Source organism: Bacillus sp. C-3-6, from assembly GCF_054509685.1.
This window is the reverse complement of record NZ_CM137247.1, coordinates 4,902,069-4,924,357: the sequence shown is the minus strand read 5'-3', so window position 1 is coordinate 4,924,357 and position 22,289 is coordinate 4,902,069. Positions and strand designations below refer to the sequence as shown.

The window sequence follows — 22,289 nt, the reverse complement described above, 5'->3', positions numbered from 1 at the left end:
CGAAATGCAAAAGTTTATTGCATTTATGGAGAAATATATTGTTCCTGTCGCTGGTAAAATCGGATCGCAACGTCACTTAGCTGCAATCCGTGACGGATTTATTGCAGTTATGCCACTTATTTTAGTTGGTGCACTGGCATCACTAATTAATGGTTTTCCGTCTGAAGCTTTCCAAGATTTCATGAAAGGTATGTTTGGTGAAACGTGGAAACAAGTTGGCGGTGGAATGTGGACTGGTTCTTTCGCGATTCTAGCACTAATCATAGCATTTACAACAAGTTATAACTTAGCAAAATCTTACGGCGTTGATGGTTTGTCAGCAGGTATTATTTCATTTGGTGCGTTAATTATTCTTACGCCAACAACACCGAAAGAAGGCGGATTGAACTTAGCTTGGACAGGTGCACAAGGGTTATTCGTAGCAATTATCGTGGCACTCCTTGTTACTGAAGTATTCCGTTTCTTTGTACAAAGAAACATTACTTTTAAAATGCCTGATGGAGTACCACCAGCAGTTTTAAGATCTTTCGCAGCTATAGTTCCAGCATTTGTTATCTTAACAGTAGTTGCAGGTATTCAATTAGCAGTGAAATTAGCTGGTACAAGTGTTCATGAATTTATCTTTAATACGATTCAATCACCACTACAAAGTTTAGCAGGGACATTACCAAGTGCAATTGTCATTGTACTCCTTGTTCATCTTCTTTGGTTCTTCGGCTTACATGGTCCAAATATTGTTGGTGGTATTATTGAGCCATTATACTTACCGGCATTAGAGAAAAACATGAAGTTATTCCAAGGTGGTACATCTGCATTTGATGTTCCAAACATTATTACAAAACCATTCTTTGATACTTTCGTATATCTTGGTGGTTCTGGTGCAACATTAGCATTCTTGGTAGTGGTATTACTTGTAGCAAAAAGTGCACAGTTACGTGGTGTATCTCGCTTATCGATTGGACCAGGTGCATTCAATATTAATGAACCGGTAATATTTGGTACGCCAATTATTTTAAATCCAGTTTTATTCTTACCGTTTATCATAACGCCAATTGTATTAGTAATCACTTCTTATACAGCTATATCTATTGGCTGGGTACCAAAAACAGTTGCGATGATCCCATGGGCAACACCACCAATTATTAGTGGTTATCTTGTAACAGGTGGACATCTTTCAGGTGCAATTCTACAGTTATTCAACTTTGTAATTGCGATGGTAATCTATTATCCATTCGTTGTATTATGTGACCGTTCAGTTGTTCGTACTGAAAAAGAAGCAGCGCAAGGAAACAACAACTCTGTACCTATGTAACATAGAGATTGTTCTCACAGACAACATGATCTGTGAGAACAATCACCTTTATATCATGTTCAAAAAGATGAAACACATCTGCAAGAACACCAAACTATCATTAATAAATTAAAACTTTAATAGAGATGTTCAAACTGAAGGGATATTTAAATCGGTTGAACTTTATAGAGAGGGCGGTAATTATGATGACTACAGCAGAACAAATTCCATTCCAATTGATTTTAAATAGTGGTAACGCACGAAGCTTTGCGATGGAGGCACTTCAATTTGCCAAACAGGGGAAAATGGCAGAAGCAGATGAAGCGATGGTAAAGGCGAAAGAAGCGATTAATGAAGCGCATCATTTCCAAACAGAGCTCATACAATCAGAAGCAAGAGGAGAAAAAACAGAGATTAGTGTTCTTTTAATTCACGCACAAGATCATTTAATGAATGCGATTACAGTGAAAGAATTAGCAGCAGAGTTTATCGATCTTTATAAAAAGCTTGAAGCGAAAGGGGAATAAAGCATGACTGGAATTAAAATTGCTACAATCGGCGGTGGATCTAGTTATACACCAGAGTTAATTGAAGGATTTATTAAGCGTTATGATGAACTGCCTGTTCGTGAAATTTGGTTAGTAGATATCGAGGCAGGAAAAGAAAAGTTAGAAATCGTTGGTAACTTAGCGAAACGTATGGTGAAAAAATCAGGTTTACCAATCGAGGTGCATTTAACACTTGATCGCCGTGAGGCATTAAAAGATGCTGACTTCGTAACAACACAACTTCGCGTTGGTTTATTAGAAGCACGTGCAAAAGATGAAGCAATCCCGTTAAAATATGATGTAATCGGTCAGGAAACGAATGGTCCTGGTGGTCTATTCAAAGCGTTGAGAACGATTCCTGTTATTTTAGATATTTGTAAAGATATGGAGGAGCTCTGTCCGAATGCATGGTTAATTAACTTTGCAAATCCAGCTGGTATGGTAACAGAAGCTGTCCTTCGTTATACAAATATTCAAAGAGTAGTTGGTCTATGTAACGTTCCAATCGGAATTCGTATGGGTCTTGCAAGATTACTTGAAGTAGATGCGAGTCGTGTTCACGTTGATTTCGCAGGTTTAAATCATATGGTATACGGACTAGACGTATATTTAGATGGCGTGAGTGTAATGGACCGCGTGCTAGAGCTTGTAACAGATCCAGAAAAGCAAATTACGATGGAAAATATCGCAGCGCTTAACTGGGAACCAGACTTTATTCGTGGACTTCGTGCAATTCCATGTCCATACCATCGTTACTACTACAAAACACGTGAAATGTTAGAAGAAGAGAAAGAAGCTTCTGTTGAAAAAGGTACACGTGCAGAAGTAGTAAAACAATTAGAAAATGATTTATTTGAGTTATATAAAGACCCGAACTTAGATATTAAACCACCACAATTAGAAAAACGTGGCGGAGCTTATTATAGTGATGCAGCATGTAGCTTAATTACGTCTATTTACAATAATAAAGGTGATATCCAGCCTGTTAATACACGAAACAACGGAACAATTGCAAGCTTACCACATGATTCTGCTGTTGAAGTGAACTGTATTATTACGAAAGAAGGTCCAAAACCAATTGCAGTGGGAGATCTTCCAGTACCAGTTCGCGGTTTAGTACAACAAATTAAATCATTCGAGCGCACAACAATTGAAGCTGCTGTTACAGGGGATTATCATAAGGCGCTGCTTGCTATGACAATCAATCCAATTGTACCATCGGATAAAGTTGCAAAACAAATTTTAGATGAAATGTTGGAAGCACATAAAGAGTATCTTCCACAGTTCTTTAAAAAGGTAGAGAAGTAAAAGCGGCGCTATTTAGCCCGCTTTTTTTATTCTATTAGGAGGTATTATGATGATTAAGTTAATTGTAAATGCAGATGATTTCGGTCTTACAGAGGGTACAAATTACGGCATTATTGATGGGCATATAAATGGACTTGTAAATTCAACGACGATGATGATGAATATGCCAGGAACAGAGCATGCGGTACGCTTAGCGAAAGAGTACAACCTACTCGGAGTAGGCGTACATCTCGTATTAACAGCAGGGGAACCACTTCTTGGAGACGTACCATCACTTGTAGGTAGCGACGGATCGTTTCATAAACAAAGTGTTGTAAGGGAAGGGAATATAAATCCAGAAGAAGTTGAGAGAGAATGGACTGCTCAAATTGAGAAGTTTTTATCTTACGGATTAACACCAACTCATTTAGATAGTCATCATCATGTGCATGGGTTACCGATTTTACATGATGTTCTTGAGAGATTAGCGGTTAAATATAATGTTCCGATTCGTCGTTGTGAGGAAGATAGAGCGGTGCATCCATTTTCTGATGTGTTTTACAGTGACTTTTATGCGGATGGTGTGACGGAAGATTACTTTGTGAAGTTAAAAGAAAGAGTACAAGGTGAACAAACGGTAGAAATTATGGTTCATCCAGCTTATATTGATCCAGAGCTTGTGAAGCGTTCTTCTTACGTAATGGATCGTGTGAAGGAATTGCGTATTTTAACAGAGAGTGAGTTGCCAGAAGGAATAGAGCTTGTGAGGTTCTAATAGAAAAAACGACGGCTACATCATGCCGTCGTTTTTTCTATTTATAAAATGGACAGAATATATCCGCCAAAGGCTCCGAGTATAACGATAACCCAGGGGGGTGTGTTCCAAAAAGCTAGTAAGCAAAAAAGAAGCGAAGCGAAAACGAAATCTGAAGCATTTATAATTGTACTCGTCCAAATGGGATCGTAAAAAGCGGCAATTAAAATACCAACAACTGCGGCGTTAACACCAAGTAGTGCGCCTTGTATGAATGATATTTTTCTCACACTGTTCCAAAATGGTAAAACACCAATAACGAGTAAGAAAGCAGGGAGGAAAATCGCAATTGTTGCGAGTGTTGCCCCAAGCGTCCCATTTAACACTGCTCCTATATAAGAGGCGAATGTAAATAGTGGTCCTGGTACTGCTTGTGTTAATCCGTATCCAGCTAGGAACTGTTCTTTCGTCATCATTCCGTTTTGTACGAACTCACCTTCAAGAAGAGGCAGCACGACGTGTCCTCCTCCAAATACAAGTGCGCCAGAGCGATAGAAACTATCAAATAAAGCGATGTAATAAGAGAACGGTCTTAATATCGGTAGCAGTAGTAATAGTCCAAAGAATAAGACGAGACAAGAAACTGCTATCTTTTTTGAAATAGGTACTTTTATATTTTGAGATTGGCTAATTGGTTGGTTGCGATATAAAAACCAGCCGATAAAGCCACATATTATAATGAGGATGACTTGTGTCCAACTACTTGGCCATAATAAGGCGATTGCGGCAGTTACAATCGCAATCGTCGCACGGTTGCGATCTGGAGTTAACTTTCGCGCCATTCCCCATATGGCATGAGCGACAATAGCGACTGCTACAAGTTTTAGTCCATGAATCCAGCCAGCACTTCCAAGATCGAACTGATTAAGGAATGAGGCGAAGAAAACTAAAACAAGTACAGACGGTAAAGTGAATCCAATCCATGAAATAATAGCTCCTAAAAGCCCGCCCCGTAATAATCCAACCCCCATACCGACTTGACTGCTGGCAGGACCAGGAAGGAATTGACATAGCGCTACTAAATCTCCATAGCTTCGTTCATCCATCCATTTTCTTTTTTGCACGTATTCGTGGTGGAAATAACCAAGATGAGCGACAGGACCGCCGAATGAAGTAAGCCCTAATTTAAATGAGACGAGAAAAATCTCTAATAATGCGTGAAAGGTGTGTTTGTTTTTTTTCAAAATAACCTCCTAGAATGTTTTTGCTATGTGCATTATACAAGAAGTGGTAAAGCAAAAGGAACAAATCTAATGTAAAGATTTTGTGAATCTTTTCTTTGTAATTAAAATTGAAAAAGTCATAAATGATTATGTCTAAACCATAAAGTAGTAGAAGTAGTGCTGGGAAATTTATATAAGGAGAATGCCTTATGACAACACATTTCTTTGCCAGGTTAACAGGTAAGAGGGAAGTGCCTCCTGTAAATACAGAAGCTTTTGGGGTAGCAGAGTTTATTTTTAGTGATGATTTAACGAAATTGCATTACAGAGTAATACTAAAAAATATAGAAAAGGTTACATCGTGTCAAATTCATTTAGGGAAGTCTACTCAAATTGGTCCTGTTGTTTTATATTTGTATGGTCCACTGGAGCAAGGGATTAGCTTGAACGAGGGAAGTATTACTGGTGTAGTGAATGTGGAGGATTTTGAGGGACCTTTACAAGGGAAATCATTTGTACATTTACTTCAAGAAATTATTCAAGCAAATGTATATGTTAATGTTCATACGAAATCACAAAAAAGAGGAGAAATAAGAGGGCGAGTTAGAAAAGTAAAGAAGTAGAGGAAAAGGCTGTCCATATGTTGGAACAGCCTTTTCTCATTATATAAGGTGCTAGTTTTAGCGATTATTGTCGGTAAATCGATATATTTTGAAAATCGCTGATATAACTCGCGTTACGGTCGATATTTTTAAAAACTGCCTCGATTAATTTTTAACAGGTTGATTTTTAATAAAGAAGTCCATAACGTAAAATACTTCGTCATCTGGTATTTGTATTTCAAATGTATTTTCAATTGGTTGCAATGCTTTTTTTACTTTCATATACATCCAGTATTCATCTTGTCTCCTTTTCTCCTTATCAGGATGAGGAAGAAGGCTTTCTCCTTTTTGGAGACGGTCAACCATACAGCTCATATGCAGAATAACACCCATTAAGCTATCAGGAGTTAGCTGTAAGGAAATTAATTCTTGGATTGTATTTAATGCGTAACGAATTGTTTTGATCAGTAATGCCCCATCGTTACGTTGCATTTGTTGTTCAAGAATATCCGCCATTTTTGCATATGTTTCTTCATACGTAATTAATTCTTGAATGGGCTGAATCGCTGTGTAGTTTACGATGTCTTGGAAATGATATGTTAAGCATGGTACTTGCACATCGAAATTCGTAACGATACAAATGATGTTACGCTCTTTTTTTATGTTCTCGATCATTTTCGTTAAGTCTTTTTCATGGACGATACTAATCGGAATAATTTCAATTAAGTCTTTATCAAATCGTAAATAGTTCTCTAACATTTTTTGAATAGCTAAAGCACTTCCTTCACCAGTTAAACAAGCTGTTAAAATAACAGATTTCATTGGAGAGAGAGGTTTTTTCTTTTCTTCTTGTACGTTTAAGTAAAACGGTGTTAAATTTTTTACTGTTTCATATAGCGCATCTAATGAATAACCGAGCTGAGCTTTTCGAGCTGCTTCTAGTGCATGTGGTGTGCTCGTCATCGAGAGAACACGTACAGGGATTTTGAACTCCGTTTCTAATATGTCACCGATATAAGCAAGTGACCCCATATCAACAAGTAAAAGAAGCCCATTTACATTTTGGAGTGTTTTCATATAAACTTTCACACGCTCTAAGAAATCTTTCGGTGATTCGTGTAACGGCATATCAATACCGGTTACTTCCTCAATGCCGAGAAGTTCGTTTGCAACGTTTGCCATTTCAGTTGCGATGCCATTACCGTGTGCTAATATTAATACTTTTACTTCTGTTTGTGAGGCAGGAATTGGATCAACAACGAAGAACATTGTTAAAAAGCCTGCTTCATCAATAGGCATTGTTATTTGTAATTCTTCTTCCAGTAGTTGAATGCATTGCATGGCTACGGAAAAGGCTTCTTTATATTTCGTACGAATTTGATTTAATTGTGGGTGATGTATTTGTTTTCCACTTTGTAAACGTTGTAGAGTTGTCTGTACATGTAAACTTAAAGCGAGAAATACTTTTTCATCAAACGTCTTAGATAAATGCTTTTCAGCAAGTTCCGCTATTTTTTCACATACGGAAACGATATTACGATCCACAATTTTAAAAACATTTTCATGGCTTGTTTTTTTTGATATTTGGTTAAAATATTGTACGAAAAAGCTTTGAACATCATTTTCTATTAGTAATTCTAATTCTTCCTCTTCAATACCACGTGCTTGAAGTTCTTCGTATTTATAGTCAATATAATCGTAAATAGAAGAGCGTTTTTCATCTTCTGTTTTATGATTACTCCAACCTTCCTCACCTGTAAATACAAATGTTTCATTTGGTATTTGGTATAAGTGACGGCTCTTCCTTTCAATGAACAACCCTTCTTTCATATACCAAGGTAAATCTGTACTTGAAACATAGACAGAATCACGTTTCTTTGTGACCAAATCAGAATAGGCTTTCGCACAGGCAATTTGAACATCTGTTTTTAATTGACCAATGTTATTGGGACAATTGTAAAAGACGAAAGCACGCATTGCATTTGGGCTAACGTGAATGTCTTTTCGCAGACGAATTGCTTCATTTGTGAAAAATAGCTGTAGTAAAGCAAAGCGCTCTTTATGTGTACGCTCACGAAGTGGTGGCAGCGTAACAGTCATCGGTATACGTCTTGTAAATGTTTTTAATAAAAAGGAATTTGGTTCTTCTGTTGTTGCAGTAATGATTAATACTTGTGCTTTACGTTCGTTCTCTGTTTCTCCAAGGCGGCGGTACACTCCGCGGTCAATAAAGGTGAAAAGCATTTCTTGTCCCTCTGGAGGTAGGCGATGTACTTCATCTAAGAAAAGAATTCCTTCATGTGCTTTTTCAATTAACCCTTTTTGATCACTTGCTCCTGTGTAAGCTCCTTTTTTAATCCCAAATAACTGTCCAAGTAGTAGTTGTGGATTGTTTGCGTAATCAGCACAGTTAAAGACGATAAATGGTGCATTTTTGGGAAGCTGTTCAACTTCAATTGCATATTCGTGCATTAAAGAAGCAAACATAGACTTTCCGACCCCTGTTTCTCCCAGTAGTAAAGTATGCATACCGTTTGGAGGGTAGAGAATAGAAGCTTTCGCTTTTTCAATTGCGATTTTAAGGCTCGTATTTTCAATTGCAAATGTATCTAATGAAGTTATGTCTTTTGAATGCGTTTCCAACGAAGTGTTCGTTTCTATGTAAAAACGAACAGGTCGCGTATTTGTTTTTAATAACCGTTTATCTTTTACAAGTTTATTTAAGTCGCTACTTACATTGGCGCGATCTAGTTGTAGAAATGTAGCGAGTTCTGATGCGGTTACACCTTCTGTATAATTTCCTTCTTGTATTGCATTAAAAATGAGATCTATTCGTTTCATTTCCATTCACCTCGAAACTTCATCACTATTTAAAAGTTTACACAAAAATGGGAAGGGTGGGAAGAGAAAAATAAAACAGCTTTAGTCTAGAAGTACTAAAGCTGTTACAATCTTGTGTCTTTCCAAAAATTTACCTTGAGATGAGAAGATGGATTATAGGGAAGAAGTTTGTATCCTTGTGACTGTAAATAATCAATTACTTTTGGCAGTATTTGTACGGTCACACTCGAATCATGCATTAAAATAACTTCGACTTGTTCATCACTTTGATTACGCACTCTTTCGAGTATGGCAGAAGGATTATCATAGCTTTTCCAGTCATAAGTATCAATCGTCCAATCCCACATTTTATACTGGGCTGATACAAGTGCGTCACGGTAATTCTTTTTTAAGTAAGGCATACTACCATATGGAACGCGAACGAGATGTGTATTTAATTTCGTAACTTGCTGGACAATACTTTGTGTTTGTTCCATTTCTGCAATTAAAGTGGAAGGGTCACCAGTGTAAAGGCGTTTTACATCATGTGACATGCTATGGAGCCCGATATAATGTCCTTCTTTAATTAATCGTTGCATCGTTGTTCTGTAATGCGGCACTTTTCCGCCAATAACAAAGAAAGTTGCTTTTCCGTTCTTTTCTTTTAAGATGTTTAAAATTTGTGTAGTATATTTGTTTGGCCCGTCATCAAATGTTAAGTACGCAATTTTTTGTGTAGGAGAGTTCGTTTCAGTATTTGGATAATGTTCAGCAGGAATAACAGTTGTTGCTTCAGTATTAGATGATGCGTACATAGTAATTGTTAAGAATAAAATAATACATTGAAATACTCGCTTGATCATAACATTCACCCTCAGTTTGACAATCAAGATGTAAAAAAGAAAACTTGATACGTTTCTTATTATGTATATCTTTCTCCAATAGAGGAACTCTCAAACAATCTATATTTTGGAAATATAAAATAAGGAATAAAAAATAGCATCCTAAAGGATGCTATTTGAATATTTCATAATGGTAAAGGCTATACTACAATTAGTCTTCGCGTTTTTTCACTTTTTTATAAAAGGAAATAAGTGGTTTGTAACGTTCATGTACAAGCCCGATTATTTCAGCAATGATTTCTGTGAAGAAAATCAAAGCGAAAAGAAGAATAATGGATAACCATAACGTTGCACTAGTGAAAATAATGGCATTTACACTAAAGAAAATACCGAATGCGTATATAATTAGTACCGTTTTACGATGAGAGAATCCCATTGCAAGTAAGCGGTGATGTAAATGCGATTTATCTGGTGCTGAAATAGGTTTTTTATTTACGATACGACGGATGATTGCAAATATCGTATCAAATATAGGTACACCTAAAATGATAATTGGAACGATAAAACTGAATAACGTTACACTTTTGTATAATCCAAGTAACGATATAACAGAAATACAGTATCCTAAAAATAGTGCCCCTGTATCTCCCATGAAAATTTTTGCTGGATGGAAGTTGTAGAATAAAAATCCAATTGTACTTGCTAATATAATTAATGCGAGTGGCAAGATAATAGCTGTTCCAGTACCCCATGGGCTAGTGAAGGCCATATATGCTAGCGTTGCAAGTACGATAGATGAAATACCAGCAGATAATCCATCTAAGCCGTCAATTAAGTTGATTGCATTCGTAATACCTACAAGCCAAAATACTGTAATTGGATAAGCAAGCCATCCAAGTTCAGTATCCCCAAGGAATGGGATATATAATACTTGCACTAATAATCCACTTTTTACAATCATAATGGCAACTAACAGTTGTCCACCGAATTTTACTCTTGCAGATAACTCGTACATATCATCTAAAATTCCGATGATTACAATGATAATCGCACCTAGTGTTATCGATAACATTCTTTGCTCATATAAGCCGCCGACAACAAATCCTACAGCTACACCAATAAATATTGCTAACCCGCCAAGACGTGGCATAATCTTTTGGTGCACTTTACGTGCGTTTGGCTTATCTGTCGCTCCTATTTTAAAAGCTAATTTAATAACTAAAGGAGTAACGACGAGTACAGTGATGAAAGATGCCAAAATGGCATAAATCACTTGTGAGTCCATTAATACCCCACCCTTTATATTCTAACGTAATTTTTTTTTTTGAAAATATATTTATCTGAAAATTATGATGTTTATTTACAGGCTCATAACATATGGTATCACAAAAAGATTAGAATTCAATCTTTTTTTCTCTTTACGGTTAATGGAAGCGGATAGAATATATGACAATTGTATATAGAATGTTGCATCATATGAGAAGGTTAATCGTACTGGACTTTGGAATATGACATTTCCTTTTTTTCTTCGATAGTGAATACTTTTAGTTCAGTATTATAAGTGTTACACGTAGAAATGAGTAAGTTTCATGTTAAAATGTGGGAATTTATCTCGCGTCAACTAGTAGCCCCGTTCCTACTAATTAAAGTTTTACTTTATCCCGCATTAACGGGCAGTAAGACCCCCACCTCAAAATTCAGCGAAGCAAAGAAGTTAGGTGGGGATCAACTGCCCGTAAAAGCCCCACTGATTAAAGTTTCACTTTATATTATAGTGCATTTAATTTTACAAAAACTTTAAAAAGAATGAGGGAAGTAATTCATATAATGAAGAAGGAAAAGGGTTTTCTCATTTTTAATGTGAGAGGGGGAAGCACAGGGAGAATTCTGTATTTCATATCTTTTCTATTGTAAATTCCTGTGCGAAAAGGAAATGAAAATTACGATAATAGGTACTGGATATGTTGGATTGATTACAGGAGTTGGATTGGCAAAGTTGGGGCATTCAGTTACATGTTTTGATATAGATGATGAAAAAATTAAACGAATAAAACAAGGGGATTTACCTATTTATGAGGTTAGATTACATGAATTAATAAATCATGCATATAAGAATAATGCTTTAATTTTTACATCAAATAAAGAAGAGGCATTTGATGATGTAGAGTTTATATTTATTGCAGTTGGAACACCATCTTTATTAGATGGGACGGCGGATTTAACGTATATTCAGAGTGCTTGTAAAGATATTGGATTATATGCGAAGAACGATATTATTGTTGTTACGAAAAGTACAGTTCCAGTAGGTACAAATGATGTAATGAAGGAATGGATTGAGGGGAATTTAAAAGGGAGGCATACAGTACATATCGTATCGAATCCAGAGTTTTTGCGTGAAGGTTCAGGTATTTATGATTTCTTTCATGGAGATCGTATTGTAATTGGAGCGGATAGTGAGGAAGTAGCAAGAAGAGTAGAGAGTTTGTATAGCCAATTATGCTTAGAAACGTATGTTACAGATATTAAAAGTGCAGAGATGATTAAATACGCATCGAATGCCTTTTTAGCTACAAAGATTAGTTTCATTAATGAAATTTCAAATATATGTGAGAAGGTAGGCGCAAATGTATTGGATGTTGCCAAAGGGATGGGAATGGATAAGAGAATTGGTGCATCTTTTTTAAATGCGGGCATTGGATACGGGGGATCGTGTTTCCCGAAAGATACGAAAGCATTGGTGCAAATTGCGGGAAATGTTGCTCATGATTTTCGTTTGTTAAAAGCGGTTATTGAAGTAAATAATAAGCAACAGCTGCTATTGATTGAAAAAGCGAAAAAAGTTATGAACATGAATAAAAAGCGGATTGCAGTTCTTGGCGCGTCATTTAAACCGAATACGGATGATATTAGAGAGGCATCATCTCTTATTATAATAGAAGCATTACTTAATATAGGTGCAGAAATTGTTCTGTACGACCCAAAAGCAATTCAATATGTGAAAAATATATTTGGAGATGCTATACAATATAGTAGATGTATAGATGAATCGATTAGAGATGCGAGTGCGGTTTTTATCGTAACAGAATGGGAAGCTATTCGAGTGTACCCATTAGAAAAGTACGTACAACTTATGAGAGAGCCTATTTTATTCGATGGGAGAAATTGTTATACTGATGAAGATGTTAAGAAACAAAAGATAGATTATTACTCGGTGGGCAGAAAAAGTATTTGTAATAGAAAAGTTTCTGTTATGCGTTAAAAAGGGATGTACTCATGCATATTTTTATATGTCATAATAGAAGTTGTAAATAGTGAAAGAAAAGAGGCAATCACATGACTGAACGTTTAAAAGTAATGACAATTTTCGGGACACGTCCAGAAGCAATTAAAATGGCACCTCTTGTATTAGAGTTGCAAAAACACCCAGAAAAAATTGAATCGCTTGTGACTGTAACAGCACAGCATCGCCAAATGTTAGATCAAGTATTAAATATCTTTGGAATTACGCCAGATTTCGATTTAAATATCATGAAAGACCGCCAAACTTTAATTGATGTTACAACACGCGGTTTAGAAGGTTTGGATAAAGTAATGAAAGAAGCGAAGCCGGATATTGTACTTGTACATGGTGATACAACAACAACATTTATTGCAAGCTTAGCTGCTTTTTATAATCAAATTCCAGTAGGTCATGTTGAGGCGGGCCTTCGTACGTGGGATAAGTATTCTCCATACCCAGAAGAGATGAATCGTCAATTAACAGGTGTAATGGCGGATCTTCATTTCTCACCAACAGCAAAATCAGCAACGAACTTACAGAAGGAAAATAAAGATGAGTCACGTATTTTCATCACAGGAAATACAGCGATTGACGCGTTGCAAACGACTGTAAAAGAAACATATAGTCATCCTGTACTAGAGAAACTTGGAAATGATCGTCTTGTACTTATGACAGCTCACCGTCGTGAAAACTTAGGTGAACCTATGCGTAATATGTTCCGTGCAATTAAGCGTCTTGTTGATAAGCATGAAGATGTACAAGTTGTGTACCCTGTTCATATGAACCCTGTTGTTCGTGAAATAGCAAATGAAATTTTAGGTGAACATAATCGTATTCATTTAATTGAGCCGCTAGATGTAATTGATTTCCACAATGTTGCAGCTCGTTCATACTTAATGTTAACGGATTCTGGTGGTGTACAAGAAGAAGCTCCATCACTTGGGGTACCAGTTCTTGTTCTTCGTGATACAACAGAGCGCCCTGAAGGTATTGAAGCAGGTACGCTGAAATTAGCAGGAACAGACGAAGAGACAATCTTTGGTCTTGCAGATGAGTTGTTATCAGATAAAGAAGCTCATGATAAGATGGCGAAAGCATCTAACCCTTACGGTGATGGTCGTGCATCAGAGCGCATTGTAGAAGCGATTTTACAACACTTTAATAAGTAAATAAAAAAGGCCCAATCGGATAGATTGGGCCTTTTTGTTACGGCTGATTGCGCATAATCCACTCTGCATGAGCATTTGTAGAAGGTGGCGGATCAGTTGGTGTTTTATTTTGGTTTGTTTCTTTTTTTGCTTGTTCGTTAGAATTAGAATTAGAACTTGAATTTGAATCAGGGTTTGAGTTGTTTTTTGTAGTTGGATTTTTTGCTTTTTCCCCTAATTCTTTTTCAATTTCGTTACGCACCGTTTCTACACTGATTGGATCTGGAAGGAAGTAATAAATACCGCCTATCTTTTTGTCTTCGCCTTCAAGCTTTAACGTTTGCATTGTAGAAGGATCAAATCCAGAAAGTTTATTGTAAAGAGCAAGTCCGTCTGAAATAGGAATGTCGGTTTTTATATATTTTCCAACGACAGCTGTTAAATCTTTAATTTTAAATACAGTAGAGGTGGAGTTTAACTTTTGGGCAACAGCGGCTAGTAATTGTCTTTGTCTAGCAGCTCGACCATAATCGCCATTTGGATCTTGTTTTCGCATACGGACGTAAGCAAGTGCTTCTTCACCGTTTAAGTTTTGCTGACCTTGCTTAAATTGAATTTTTTTGTAGTAATCCACGTCAGAGCGCTCCCAGAAATCGAAGGGTACGTCAACGGTAACACCGCCAACAGCATCAACGATACCTTTAAAGCCTTGGAAATCAATTTTAATATAATGGTCTACAGGAACTTTTAGAAAACCTTCGACAGTTTTGATTGCCATTTCTTCTCCGCCGTAAGCATGGGCGGCATTAATTTTGTCTTCTTTTCCCTTTCCAACAATCGGAACGCGGCTATCACGAGGAATGCTCATAAGTGAAACCTTTTTAGTTTTCGGATTGATTGTTGCAAACATTAATGAGTCTGTACGACCATTTTGACCATCTGTCGCATAATCTTCTATACCCATAATGAGAATTGTAAAAGGTTCCTTTGTAATTTGTACATCTTCGTTTCTTAAATCCGATTTTTCACGAGTAAAACCACTATACATCCCCATAAGAGAAGAGTAAGAATTTAACACATAAACTCCTATACTGCCAAATAAAAATGCGAAAATAAGGAAGAAGAAAAGTTTCCTTCTTCGCTTCTTTTTTATTCTGCTATTTTGGAGATGATAATAACGTTCTTCCATATATAATCTCCTTAGTTCGTTAGTTCATTTGTAGGGAAGTAATTCACTACATTAATCTTTGAAGGTGATAAAAGAGTTATGCTTAGATAACATCTTGTTCTAAGTACAACATATCTCCTTCTGTAATTGTACATTTCCCGTTTGTTAATTCAATCATCCAATCTGTAAATGCTTGTTTGCCGTCTTCTTCTACATACGTATCAAATGTGACATTTTCTAGATAATGTATATCTTTAATGGCATATTTTGAATTGCGTAATTCATTTTCCACTTTGCCAAGTAATGTGTAATCAATCTCGGTTTGCATCACACGCATTAGTTTTCGCTGGACAACACCGACATGATTAATGCCTTCGCTTGTACACTTTCCATATGCACGAATTAATCCACCTGCGCCAAGTTTAATGCCACCAAAATAGCGTGTTACGACAACGACGGTATCTTTTAGCCCACGTTTTTTTAGTACTTCTAGCATTGGTACGCCAGCTGTACCGCTAGGCTCGCCGTCATCATTTGCTTTTTGAATATGATCTTGTTCGCCAATTAAATAAGCGGAACAATTATGTGTTGCATTCCAATGCTGTTTTTTTATTTTTTGTATAAATTCTTGAGCCTCTTCCTCAGTCGTTGCTCGGCTAATATAACAAATAAATCTTGATTTTTGAATGACGATTTCGTGTTCGCCGTAGTCTTTGATTGTTAAATATTGTAATAGCACTTGTATACGCCCCTATCTATCAAAATGACTAGTACTTTCCATTTTAAAAGCGAGCCTTTTTATATTCAAACATTTTTTCTAAATAGGCTGAAGTTTTTGGTGAGTATTTTATCTTTTTGTTGTAATTTGTCGAGATGGTGAGTATAATTTCAACCGGCATTTCCCTGTATGGATGCACCATTTGTAGTTTTCGTGTAAAATTAGGAAATAAAACTTTTTATAAGGCAGGTACGAAAATGAAAATAGCTATTGTTACTGATAGTACAGCATATATACCGAAGCAAATCCGTGATGAACTCAATATATATATGATTCCATTAAACGTTGTGTTTGGAACAGAATCTTATCAAGAAGAAGCTGAAATTTCAGCAGATGATTTTTATGTGAAAGTACGTGAACAAGAGGAACTTCCAAAAACTTCTCAACCAGCAATCGGAAAGTTTGTTGAGCTATATGAAGAACTAGCTAAAGATTATGATGCAGTTATTAGTATTCACCTATCAAGTGGAATTAGTGGTACATATCAAACATCAACGACAGCTGGACAGATGGTAGAGGGTATTGATGTATACACGTATGACTCTGAAATTAGTTGTGAAGTACAAGGATTTTATGTGCGTGAAGGTGCAAGGTTAGCAAGTGAAGGAAAGAGTCCAAAAGAGATTATTGCTCGTTTTGATGAAATGAAGAAAACGATGGACGCCTATTTTGTAGTTGATGATTTACATCATTTACAACGTGGTGGTCGATTAAATAGCGCGCAAGCTTTCATCGGCAGTCTGTTACAAGTGAAACCAGTTTTATATTTTAGAGATAAAATCATTATTCCGTTTGAAAAGATTCGTACACGTAAAAAAGCATTAAAACGTATCATTGAAATTTTTGATGAGCAAGCAAGTAAAGGTGTACCTATGGAAGCAGTTATCATTCATGCGCAACGTGAAGAGGAAGCGAATGAATGGAAGAAAGAATTAGAAGCAAAATATCCTCACGTCACAATTCGTACAGGTTATTTTGGAGCTGTAATTGGTACGCACTTAGGTGAAGGTGCATTAGGTCTTGGATGGTATACGAAGTAATAAAGATATAAAAAGCTCTCTTTTTAAGAGGGTTTTTTTACGGGTATGTTACGTTTAGTTGACAAGTTAATATTTGGAAATGGTAAAATGTACGTAAAATAAAATAATGAGGAAAGTTTTATAACTTACTTTTTACAAGAAACTATATTATAATGGAAGAGAGGTGAAACATATGGAGCATAATTCTTGTTTATGTCCAAAGTTTGAGTCAGCTTTTACTCTGCTTAGTAAGAAGTGGACTGGCTTAATTATTAAATCTTTGCTTGAAGAGTCGAAACGTTTTAGAGAAATCGCAGATATTATCCCAAATATGAGCGATCGTATGTTGTCAGAGCGTTTGAAGGAATTGGAAAGCGAGGGCATTGTAGTTCGTAATGTCTATCCAGAAGTACCAGTTCGAATCGAGTATGGCTTAACTGACAAGGGAAAAGCGTTAGAAAGTGTTATGGATGAGGTCCAAAATTGGGCTGAGAAATGGATGAAGTAGCATTTCATTTGTATTCGTATATTTAATAAAACGTAAGGGATTCCTTACGTTTTTTCTTTGTTTATAGAAGTAAGAAAAGTATGAAAATTTCTACACACACATACAAAAATATACGAATTTTGCGCTAGAGCTACATATAATATTACATTTGTTTTACAAAAACGTAACATTAGCAAAAAAAATCCCGAATTATGGTATAAATTTTATAGGTTATATACGGAAAAAGAAAAAAGAAAGCGGTGTAAAAAATAAAATGAAAAAGCTAAAAATGGCATCTTGCGCATTAGTTGCAGGGTTAATGTTTTCAGGGCTAACACCAAATGTATTTGCAGAAGATAAAATTTCTGACGTGAAATCACAAATTAATACACAAAATGACACTTTACATAAACAACAACAAGAACGTGATGAATTACAAAAACAAATGAATGACTTAAACAAAACAATTCAAGGTTTAGATAAGTCTGTTCAAGAGAATGCTGCAAAGCTTGATGAAACAACGAAAAAAGTTTCTGATACTGAGCAATTAATTGAAAAGAAAAATAAAGATATTGCAGAATTACAAACGAAGATTGCAAAACGTGAAGAGTTATTAAGAAAGCGTTTAGTTGCACTTCAAGAACAGCCAAATACGAACGTTGTAACAGAAGTTCTTGTAAACTCTAAAAACGTTGCAGATTTAGTTGATCGTTTAACTTCTGTTTCTAAAATTCTTGAGTCTGATGAAGATATCATGAAAACACAACAAGAAGACCAAGCTAGTGTGAAAAAAGATGTTGCAACGGTAAAAGAAAAACAAAAAGAATTAAAAGAAGCACAAGCTCAAATTGAAACTGCTAAGAAAGAACTTGACGCTGAAAAAGAGAAAAAAGCAACAGCGGTAAACGATTTAAGCGGTAAAATGGATACAGTTGTAACTTCAATGACAAGTACGGAAGGTCAATTGAAAGAGCTTGAGAAACAAGCATTACAATTACAACGCATTGCCGAAGAAGAAGCACAAGCAAAAGCTGCACAAGAAGCTGCTGCTCAAAAACAAGCAGAGCAAGCTGCTAAAGCTGCGCAAGCTCAACCAGCACAAGCACCTGCAGAGCAAGCTGCACCAGCAAACAATGGTGGACAAGTTCAAAAAGAAGAACCTAAAAAAGAGGAACCAAAAAAAGAAGAGCCTAAGAAAGAAGCACCTAAACAAGAAGAGAAAAAGCCAGCTCCAAATGTGGGTGGCGTAATTGGTAAAGCGCAAAGCTACTTAGGTTTACCATATGTTTGGGGAAGTGCATCTCCATCAAACGGTGGTTTTGATTGTAGTGGATTCATTTCTTACATTTTTGGTGTAGGTCGTCAAGACGTTGCAGGTTACTGGAACTCAGTTTCTAAAGTAGGTAGCCCACAACCAGGAGACTTAGTATTCTTCCAAGGTACTTATAAAGCAGGTCCATCTCACATCGGTATTTACGTTGGTAATGGTCAAATGATTCATGCTAGTGATAAAGGAATTGCGTACGGTGATATCAACAGCTCATATAACCAAAAACATTTCTTAGGTTACGGTCGATTCTAGGATTTATAAAAGAATAAAAAACGTGTATAAAGTCGATAGCTTACTATTTTATAAGTAGGTTATCGACTTTTTTGAGTTTTTACGGGATTTGAAGAAGGGTTTATAGTAGTGCTGGAGGTGATTGTCGATGCTAGCGGGGAAACAGTTGCTATTAGACGAACTTTCTTCAGATTTACAGAGGGAATTAAATGATTTGAAAAAGAAGGGAGAGGTCGTGTGTGTACAAGGTGTAAAAAAGAAGGCTTCTAAATATGTATGTCAGCGCTGTGGAAATATAGAAAAGCGGCTATTTGCTTCGTTTTTATGTAAAAGATGCAGTAAAGTGTGCACATATTGCCGGAAGTGTATAACGATGGGGAGGGTAAGTGAATGTGCTTTACTTGTTCGCGGGATTGCTGAAAGAAAGAGAGAAAAGAATTTAAACTTGTTACGGTGGAGCGGAACGTTGTCTACTGGTCAGAATTTGGCGGCGCAAGGAGTTATAGAGGCTATTAAGCGAAAAGAATCATTTTTTATTTGGGCTGTATGCGGGGCTGGGAAAACAGAGATGTTGTTTTACGGTATTAACGAAGCGCTTCAAAAAGGAGAAAGAGTTTGTATCGCAACGCCGAGAACGGATGTTGTTCTAGAATTAGCACCGAGATTACAAGAAGTATTTCCATATATAAAGGTAGCGGCTTTATATGGAGGGAGTGTGGATAAAGAAAAAGATGCAGTACTAGTCGTTGCAACCACGCATCAATTATTGCGTTATTATAGGGCGTTTCATGTCATGGTTGTAGATGAGATAGATGCTTTTCCATATTGTGCAGATCAAATGTTACAGTACGCGGTAAAACAAGCGATGAAAGAAAGAGCGGCGCGTATTTATTTAACTGCGACTCCAGATGAAACGTGGAAGCGAAAATTTAGAAAAGGTGAACAAAAAGGTGTTATTGTTTCTGGACGATATCACCGTCATCCTTTGCCAGTTCCTTTATTTTGTTGGTGCGGGAATTGGAAAAAAAGCCTCGTTCATAAAAGAATTCCTCGAGTTTTACTACAGTGGTTACAAACGTACTTAAATAAAAAATATCCTATTTTTTTATTTGTCCCCCATGTGCGATATATAGAAGAGATAAGCCTGTTGTTAAAGTCATTAAACAAGCGAATTGAAGGTGTACATGCAGAAGATCCGGGTAGAAAAGAAAAAGTAGCGGCTTTCAGAAAAGGAGAAATCCCATTATTAGTTACAACGACAATTTTAGAGCGAGGCGTAACAGTAAAAAATTTGCAAGTAGCGGTTTTAGGGGCGGAAGAAGAAATATTCTCAGAAAGTGCACTCGTACAAATTGCGGGCCGAGCAGGGCGGAGCTTTGAAGCACCGTATGGAGAGGTCGTTTATTTTCACTATGGTAAGACAGAGGCGATGGTGCGCGCGAAAAAACATATTCAAGGTATGAATAAAAATGCGAAAGAACAAGGATTGATCGATTAATGCATTGTTTACTTTGTGATGAGTGTTTTGTAGAAACGGTTAGTTGGTACAATTTTTTTGTAAAGTGTCATAGAAAATATATATGTGATAGATGTGAGCAGAAACTTTCCTATATTATAGGAGAAATTTGCATGGAGTGTGGGCGGCCTTTAGAATATGTTCCTGCCTCATTTCAAGAAGACGGTATTTGTATAGATTGTCTAAGGTGGATGAAAGAGGCGAAATATCGTTCTTTTAAAAACCGTTCGTTATATATGTATGATGATGAGATGAAAGAAATAGTAGCGCAGTTTAAGTTTCGGGGGGATGCAGAGTTAGTGCGCATTTTTTATCGTCCTTTTCGAAGTTTATTTCAAAAGTATTTTGCTAATGTTTCAACCGTTATCGCTGTTCCGCTTAGTAAGGAAAGGGAAGTTGAACGTGGTTTTAATCAAGCTGAGTTATTAGCAACTTGTTTACCTGTCAAAATTTCTTATCCATCATTAAGAAGAAGGGAAACAGAAAAGCAAAGTAAGAAGACACGTAAAGAAAGGGTGTCAGGGAGCAATCCTTTTTATTTTCAGGGAGAAGAGATGTTTTCTGGGCAACATATTTTACTCGTTGATGATGTGTATACGACTGGAATTACAGTTAGGCAAATCGGAAGTTTGTTATATGAAAGAGGGGCGAGGGAAGTATCTAGTTTGACACTTTGTAGAAGTTAATATGGCAGTGTCGAAAGGGATAATAAAAAGGCGATAAGTCTTCTTTGACTTCATATGTTGTCATTCGTTATAGTCAAAATATGGGGCGAATGCCCTGATTTTTAGAGTGAAGGGAATGGAATGAACATGCAAGGAAGAGTGAAATGGTTCAATGCGGAAAAGGGATTTGGGTTTATTGAGCGTGAAGATGGTGACGATGTATTTGTCCATTTTTCTGCTATTCAACAAGATGGGTATAAGTCATTAGAAGAAGGACAACAAGTAGAGTTTGACATTGTAGATGGAGCACGTGGACCACAAGCAGCTAATGTTGTGAAACTGTAGGGGATATTGTTTTGGGAAGAGAAAGCTGCGTTTGTGGCAACGTTATATATATGTAGTAGAACCCCTTGTTTTTCGCAAGGGGTTTTTTGTTATAGGGTAAGTTGTCAAAAAGTTGTTTCTTTTCTGTAACGAATTGTCCACAGTTATATTCGTTATTCACGATGTTAATAGGATAAAATAAAGATAGAAACGATGCATCTTTTCATTTCAACAAAAAACGATAAAAAAATCGCAATTCCACTAATTTTTTTAAAAAAGTTAGAAGGAGTTTTTAAGCCAGTGTCGAAATTATAGTACATAGGCTTGAAAGGAGGAATTCATCTATGAAATTCAACATTCGTGGTGAAAATATTGAAGTAACTCCAGCATTAAAGGAATATGTAGAGAAAAAACTAAGTAAGTTAGAGCGTTATTTTGATACATTCCCAGAGATTAAAGTTAATTTAAAAGTATACTCTGACAAGCAACGTGTCGAGGTAACAATACCATTTACTGATTTATTACTTCGTGCAGAAGAAACTAATAGCGATATGTACGCTGCTATCGATTTAGTAGTTGATAAACTTGAGCGACAAATTCGTAAACATAAAACAAAGGTAAATCGTAAGTTACGTGAGAAAGGTTCTGTGAAAACGAACTTTATCCTTCCAGAAGCAGTAGCTGTTCTGGATGCGGTAGAAGAGGATGAATTAGAACTTGTACGTACAAAACGATTCGATTTAAAACCGATGGACGTTGAAGAAGCGATCCTACAAATGGATATGCTAGGACATAATTTCTTCGTCTTCACAAATGCTGATACAAATGAAACTAATGTTGTATATGGCCGTAAAGATGGGAAATACGGTTTAATCGAAACTAAATAATAATTCAAAAGCGCAGCCGAAATGGCTGCGCTTTTTTGTACTGAGATTTTGAATGTGATTATCTCCATAAGTATGTACTTGTTAGGAGT

Annotated in this window: 20 protein-coding genes; 14 read left to right on the top strand and 6 right to left on the bottom strand. The window is 36.4% G+C overall.

Features of this window, described 5'->3' with window-relative positions; genetic code table 11:
- Positions 1 to 4 precede the first annotated feature (4 nt).
- The 4 genes from celB (at position 5) to chbG (ending at position 3,901) form a co-directional block, all read left to right on the top strand.
- The gene (celB, locus tag ACW0JX_RS25410) at positions 5 to 1,312 is read left to right on the top strand and encodes a PTS cellobiose transporter subunit IIC (protein WP_065229567.1); all 1,308 of its coding nucleotides are present in this window, start codon (positions 5 to 7) and stop codon (positions 1,310 to 1,312) included.
- Positions 1,313 to 1,494: 182 nt separating this feature from the next.
- On the top strand, positions 1,495 to 1,818 hold the full coding sequence (locus tag ACW0JX_RS25405) for a PTS lactose/cellobiose transporter subunit IIA (RefSeq protein ID WP_000989050.1): 324 nt from the start codon (positions 1,495 to 1,497) through the stop codon (positions 1,816 to 1,818).
- 3 nt (positions 1,819 to 1,821) lie between these two features.
- Positions 1,822 to 3,147, top strand: coding sequence for a 6-phospho-beta-glucosidase (gene celF, locus ACW0JX_RS25400; RefSeq protein ID WP_459245195.1), 1,326 nt, complete (start codon positions 1,822 to 1,824; stop codon positions 3,145 to 3,147).
- A gap of 49 nt (positions 3,148 to 3,196) precedes the next feature.
- A complete protein-coding gene (gene chbG, locus ACW0JX_RS25395) occupies positions 3,197 to 3,901 on the top strand; it encodes a chitin disaccharide deacetylase (protein ID WP_459245194.1) in 705 nt (234 codons plus the stop codon).
- 41 nt (positions 3,902 to 3,942) lie between these two features.
- On the opposite strand, the gene ACW0JX_RS25390 is transcribed toward chbG, so the two are convergent.
- Entirely contained in the window at positions 3,943 to 5,124 is a 1,182-nt protein-coding gene (locus ACW0JX_RS25390) for a chromate transporter (RefSeq protein WP_089171986.1), read from the bottom strand.
- Positions 5,125 to 5,312: 188 nt separating this feature from the next.
- Here ACW0JX_RS25390 and exsM point away from each other — a divergent pair, with 188 nt between their 5' ends.
- The gene (gene exsM, locus ACW0JX_RS25385) at positions 5,313 to 5,726 is read left to right on the top strand and encodes an exosporium regulatory protein ExsM (protein WP_000207046.1); all 414 of its coding nucleotides are present in this window, start codon (positions 5,313 to 5,315) and stop codon (positions 5,724 to 5,726) included.
- 144 nt (positions 5,727 to 5,870) lie between these two features.
- Here exsM and ACW0JX_RS25380 read toward each other — a convergent pair whose 3' ends face one another.
- The 3 genes from ACW0JX_RS25380 to ACW0JX_RS25370 all read right to left on the bottom strand — a co-directional run bounded on the left by ACW0JX_RS25380 (position 5,871) and on the right by ACW0JX_RS25370 (position 10,652).
- Positions 5,871 to 8,546: a PRD domain-containing protein gene (locus ACW0JX_RS25380; RefSeq protein ID WP_000820950.1), complete on the bottom strand. Its 2,676-nt coding sequence runs from the start codon at positions 8,544 to 8,546 to the stop codon at positions 5,871 to 5,873.
- Between the two features lie 104 nt (positions 8,547 to 8,650).
- Positions 8,651 to 9,388: a polysaccharide deacetylase family protein gene (locus ACW0JX_RS25375; protein WP_446025890.1), complete on the bottom strand. Its 738-nt coding sequence runs from the start codon at positions 9,386 to 9,388 to the stop codon at positions 8,651 to 8,653.
- 190 nt (positions 9,389 to 9,578) lie between these two features.
- A complete protein-coding gene (locus ACW0JX_RS25370) occupies positions 9,579 to 10,652 on the bottom strand; it encodes a glycosyltransferase family 4 protein (protein ID WP_000378320.1) in 1,074 nt (357 codons plus the stop codon).
- 648 nt (positions 10,653 to 11,300) lie between these two features.
- Here ACW0JX_RS25370 and ACW0JX_RS25365 point away from each other — a divergent pair.
- A complete protein-coding gene (locus tag ACW0JX_RS25365; protein ID WP_095689999.1) occupies positions 11,301 to 12,626 on the top strand; it encodes a UDP-glucose dehydrogenase family protein in 1,326 nt (441 codons plus the stop codon).
- Positions 12,627 to 12,700: 74 nt separating this feature from the next.
- Positions 12,701 to 13,816 (top strand): non-hydrolyzing UDP-N-acetylglucosamine 2-epimerase, encoded by a 1,116-nt coding sequence (gene wecB / locus ACW0JX_RS25360; protein WP_459245193.1) that lies wholly within the window; start codon positions 12,701 to 12,703, stop codon positions 13,814 to 13,816.
- Positions 13,817 to 13,853: 37 nt separating this feature from the next.
- Here the strand turns inward: wecB and ACW0JX_RS25355 are convergent, their stop codons facing one another.
- Together ACW0JX_RS25355 and ACW0JX_RS25350 are read right to left on the bottom strand one after the other, a co-directional pair.
- Entirely contained in the window at positions 13,854 to 14,984 is a 1,131-nt protein-coding gene (locus ACW0JX_RS25355) for an LCP family protein (RefSeq protein WP_095690001.1), read from the bottom strand.
- Between the two features lie 82 nt (positions 14,985 to 15,066).
- Positions 15,067 to 15,702 (bottom strand): YigZ family protein, encoded by a 636-nt coding sequence (locus ACW0JX_RS25350; protein WP_000926669.1) that lies wholly within the window; start codon positions 15,700 to 15,702, stop codon positions 15,067 to 15,069.
- Positions 15,703 to 15,938: 236 nt separating this feature from the next.
- Between ACW0JX_RS25350 and ACW0JX_RS25345 the strand changes: the two genes are divergently transcribed.
- From ACW0JX_RS25345 to hpf, 7 genes are all read left to right on the top strand, one after another.
- Positions 15,939 to 16,781 carry a DegV family protein gene (locus ACW0JX_RS25345; RefSeq protein ID WP_000684727.1) on the top strand — a complete coding sequence of 281 codons (843 nt, stop codon included), beginning with the start codon at positions 15,939 to 15,941 and terminating at the stop codon, positions 16,779 to 16,781.
- A gap of 172 nt (positions 16,782 to 16,953) precedes the next feature.
- On the top strand, positions 16,954 to 17,268 hold the full coding sequence (locus ACW0JX_RS25340; protein ID WP_000400857.1) for a winged helix-turn-helix transcriptional regulator: 315 nt from the start codon (positions 16,954 to 16,956) through the stop codon (positions 17,266 to 17,268).
- A gap of 148 nt (positions 17,269 to 17,416) precedes the next feature.
- The gene (locus tag ACW0JX_RS25335) at positions 17,417 to 18,829 is read left to right on the top strand and encodes a C40 family peptidase (RefSeq protein WP_459245192.1); all 1,413 of its coding nucleotides are present in this window, start codon (positions 17,417 to 17,419) and stop codon (positions 18,827 to 18,829) included.
- 127 nt (positions 18,830 to 18,956) lie between these two features.
- Positions 18,957 to 20,306, top strand: coding sequence for an ATP-dependent helicase ComFA (gene comFA / locus ACW0JX_RS25330; protein WP_459245191.1), 1,350 nt, complete (start codon positions 18,957 to 18,959; stop codon positions 20,304 to 20,306).
- A complete protein-coding gene (locus tag ACW0JX_RS25325) occupies positions 20,306 to 21,010 on the top strand; it encodes a ComF family protein (protein ID WP_071713846.1) in 705 nt (234 codons plus the stop codon). Before comFA ends, ACW0JX_RS25325 begins: the two co-directional genes overlap by 1 nt.
- Before the next feature lie 126 nt (positions 21,011 to 21,136).
- On the top strand, positions 21,137 to 21,334 hold the full coding sequence (gene cspC / locus ACW0JX_RS25320; protein WP_001990088.1) for a cold shock protein CspC: 198 nt from the start codon (positions 21,137 to 21,139) through the stop codon (positions 21,332 to 21,334).
- Between the two features lie 323 nt (positions 21,335 to 21,657).
- Positions 21,658 to 22,200, top strand: a complete 543-nt coding sequence (gene hpf / locus ACW0JX_RS25315) for a ribosome hibernation-promoting factor, HPF/YfiA family (protein WP_000671193.1) — start codon at positions 21,658 to 21,660, stop codon at positions 22,198 to 22,200.
- The last annotated feature ends 89 nt before the right edge of the window (positions 22,201 to 22,289 follow it).

What these genes read in the sequence shown, in the direction of transcription:
- ACW0JX_RS25355 (WP_095690001.1), bottom strand. Translation starts at nt 14,984, where the DNA reads ATGGAAGAACGTTATTATCATCTCCAAAATAGCAGAATAAAAAAGAAG.
- cspC (WP_001990088.1), top strand. Translation starts at nt 21,137, where the DNA reads ATGCAAGGAAGAGTGAAATGGTTCAATGCGGAAAAGGGATTTGGGTTT.
- ACW0JX_RS25365 (WP_095689999.1), top strand. Translation starts at nt 11,301, where the DNA reads ATGAAAATTACGATAATAGGTACTGGATATGTTGGATTGATTACAGGA.
- celF (WP_459245195.1), top strand. Translation starts at nt 1,822, where the DNA reads ATGACTGGAATTAAAATTGCTACAATCGGCGGTGGATCTAGTTATACA.
- ACW0JX_RS25375 (WP_446025890.1), bottom strand. Translation starts at nt 9,388, where the DNA reads ATGATCAAGCGAGTATTTCAATGTATTATTTTATTCTTAACAATTACT.
- ACW0JX_RS25325 (WP_071713846.1), top strand. Translation starts at nt 20,306, where the DNA reads ATGCATTGTTTACTTTGTGATGAGTGTTTTGTAGAAACGGTTAGTTGG.
- ACW0JX_RS25380 (WP_000820950.1), bottom strand. Translation starts at nt 8,546, where the DNA reads ATGAAACGAATAGATCTCATTTTTAATGCAATACAAGAAGGAAATTAT.
- hpf (WP_000671193.1), top strand. Translation starts at nt 21,658, where the DNA reads ATGAAATTCAACATTCGTGGTGAAAATATTGAAGTAACTCCAGCATTA.
- ACW0JX_RS25405 (WP_000989050.1), top strand. Translation starts at nt 1,495, where the DNA reads ATGATGACTACAGCAGAACAAATTCCATTCCAATTGATTTTAAATAGT.
- ACW0JX_RS25345 (WP_000684727.1), top strand. Translation starts at nt 15,939, where the DNA reads ATGAAAATAGCTATTGTTACTGATAGTACAGCATATATACCGAAGCAA.
- ACW0JX_RS25370 (WP_000378320.1), bottom strand. Translation starts at nt 10,652, where the DNA reads ATGGACTCACAAGTGATTTATGCCATTTTGGCATCTTTCATCACTGTA.
- chbG (WP_459245194.1), top strand. Translation starts at nt 3,197, where the DNA reads ATGATTAAGTTAATTGTAAATGCAGATGATTTCGGTCTTACAGAGGGT.
- comFA (WP_459245191.1), top strand. Translation starts at nt 18,957, where the DNA reads ATGCTAGCGGGGAAACAGTTGCTATTAGACGAACTTTCTTCAGATTTA.
- celB (WP_065229567.1), top strand. Translation starts at nt 5, where the DNA reads ATGCAAAAGTTTATTGCATTTATGGAGAAATATATTGTTCCTGTCGCT.
- wecB (WP_459245193.1), top strand. Translation starts at nt 12,701, where the DNA reads ATGACTGAACGTTTAAAAGTAATGACAATTTTCGGGACACGTCCAGAA.
- exsM (WP_000207046.1), top strand. Translation starts at nt 5,313, where the DNA reads ATGACAACACATTTCTTTGCCAGGTTAACAGGTAAGAGGGAAGTGCCT.
- ACW0JX_RS25340 (WP_000400857.1), top strand. Translation starts at nt 16,954, where the DNA reads ATGGAGCATAATTCTTGTTTATGTCCAAAGTTTGAGTCAGCTTTTACT.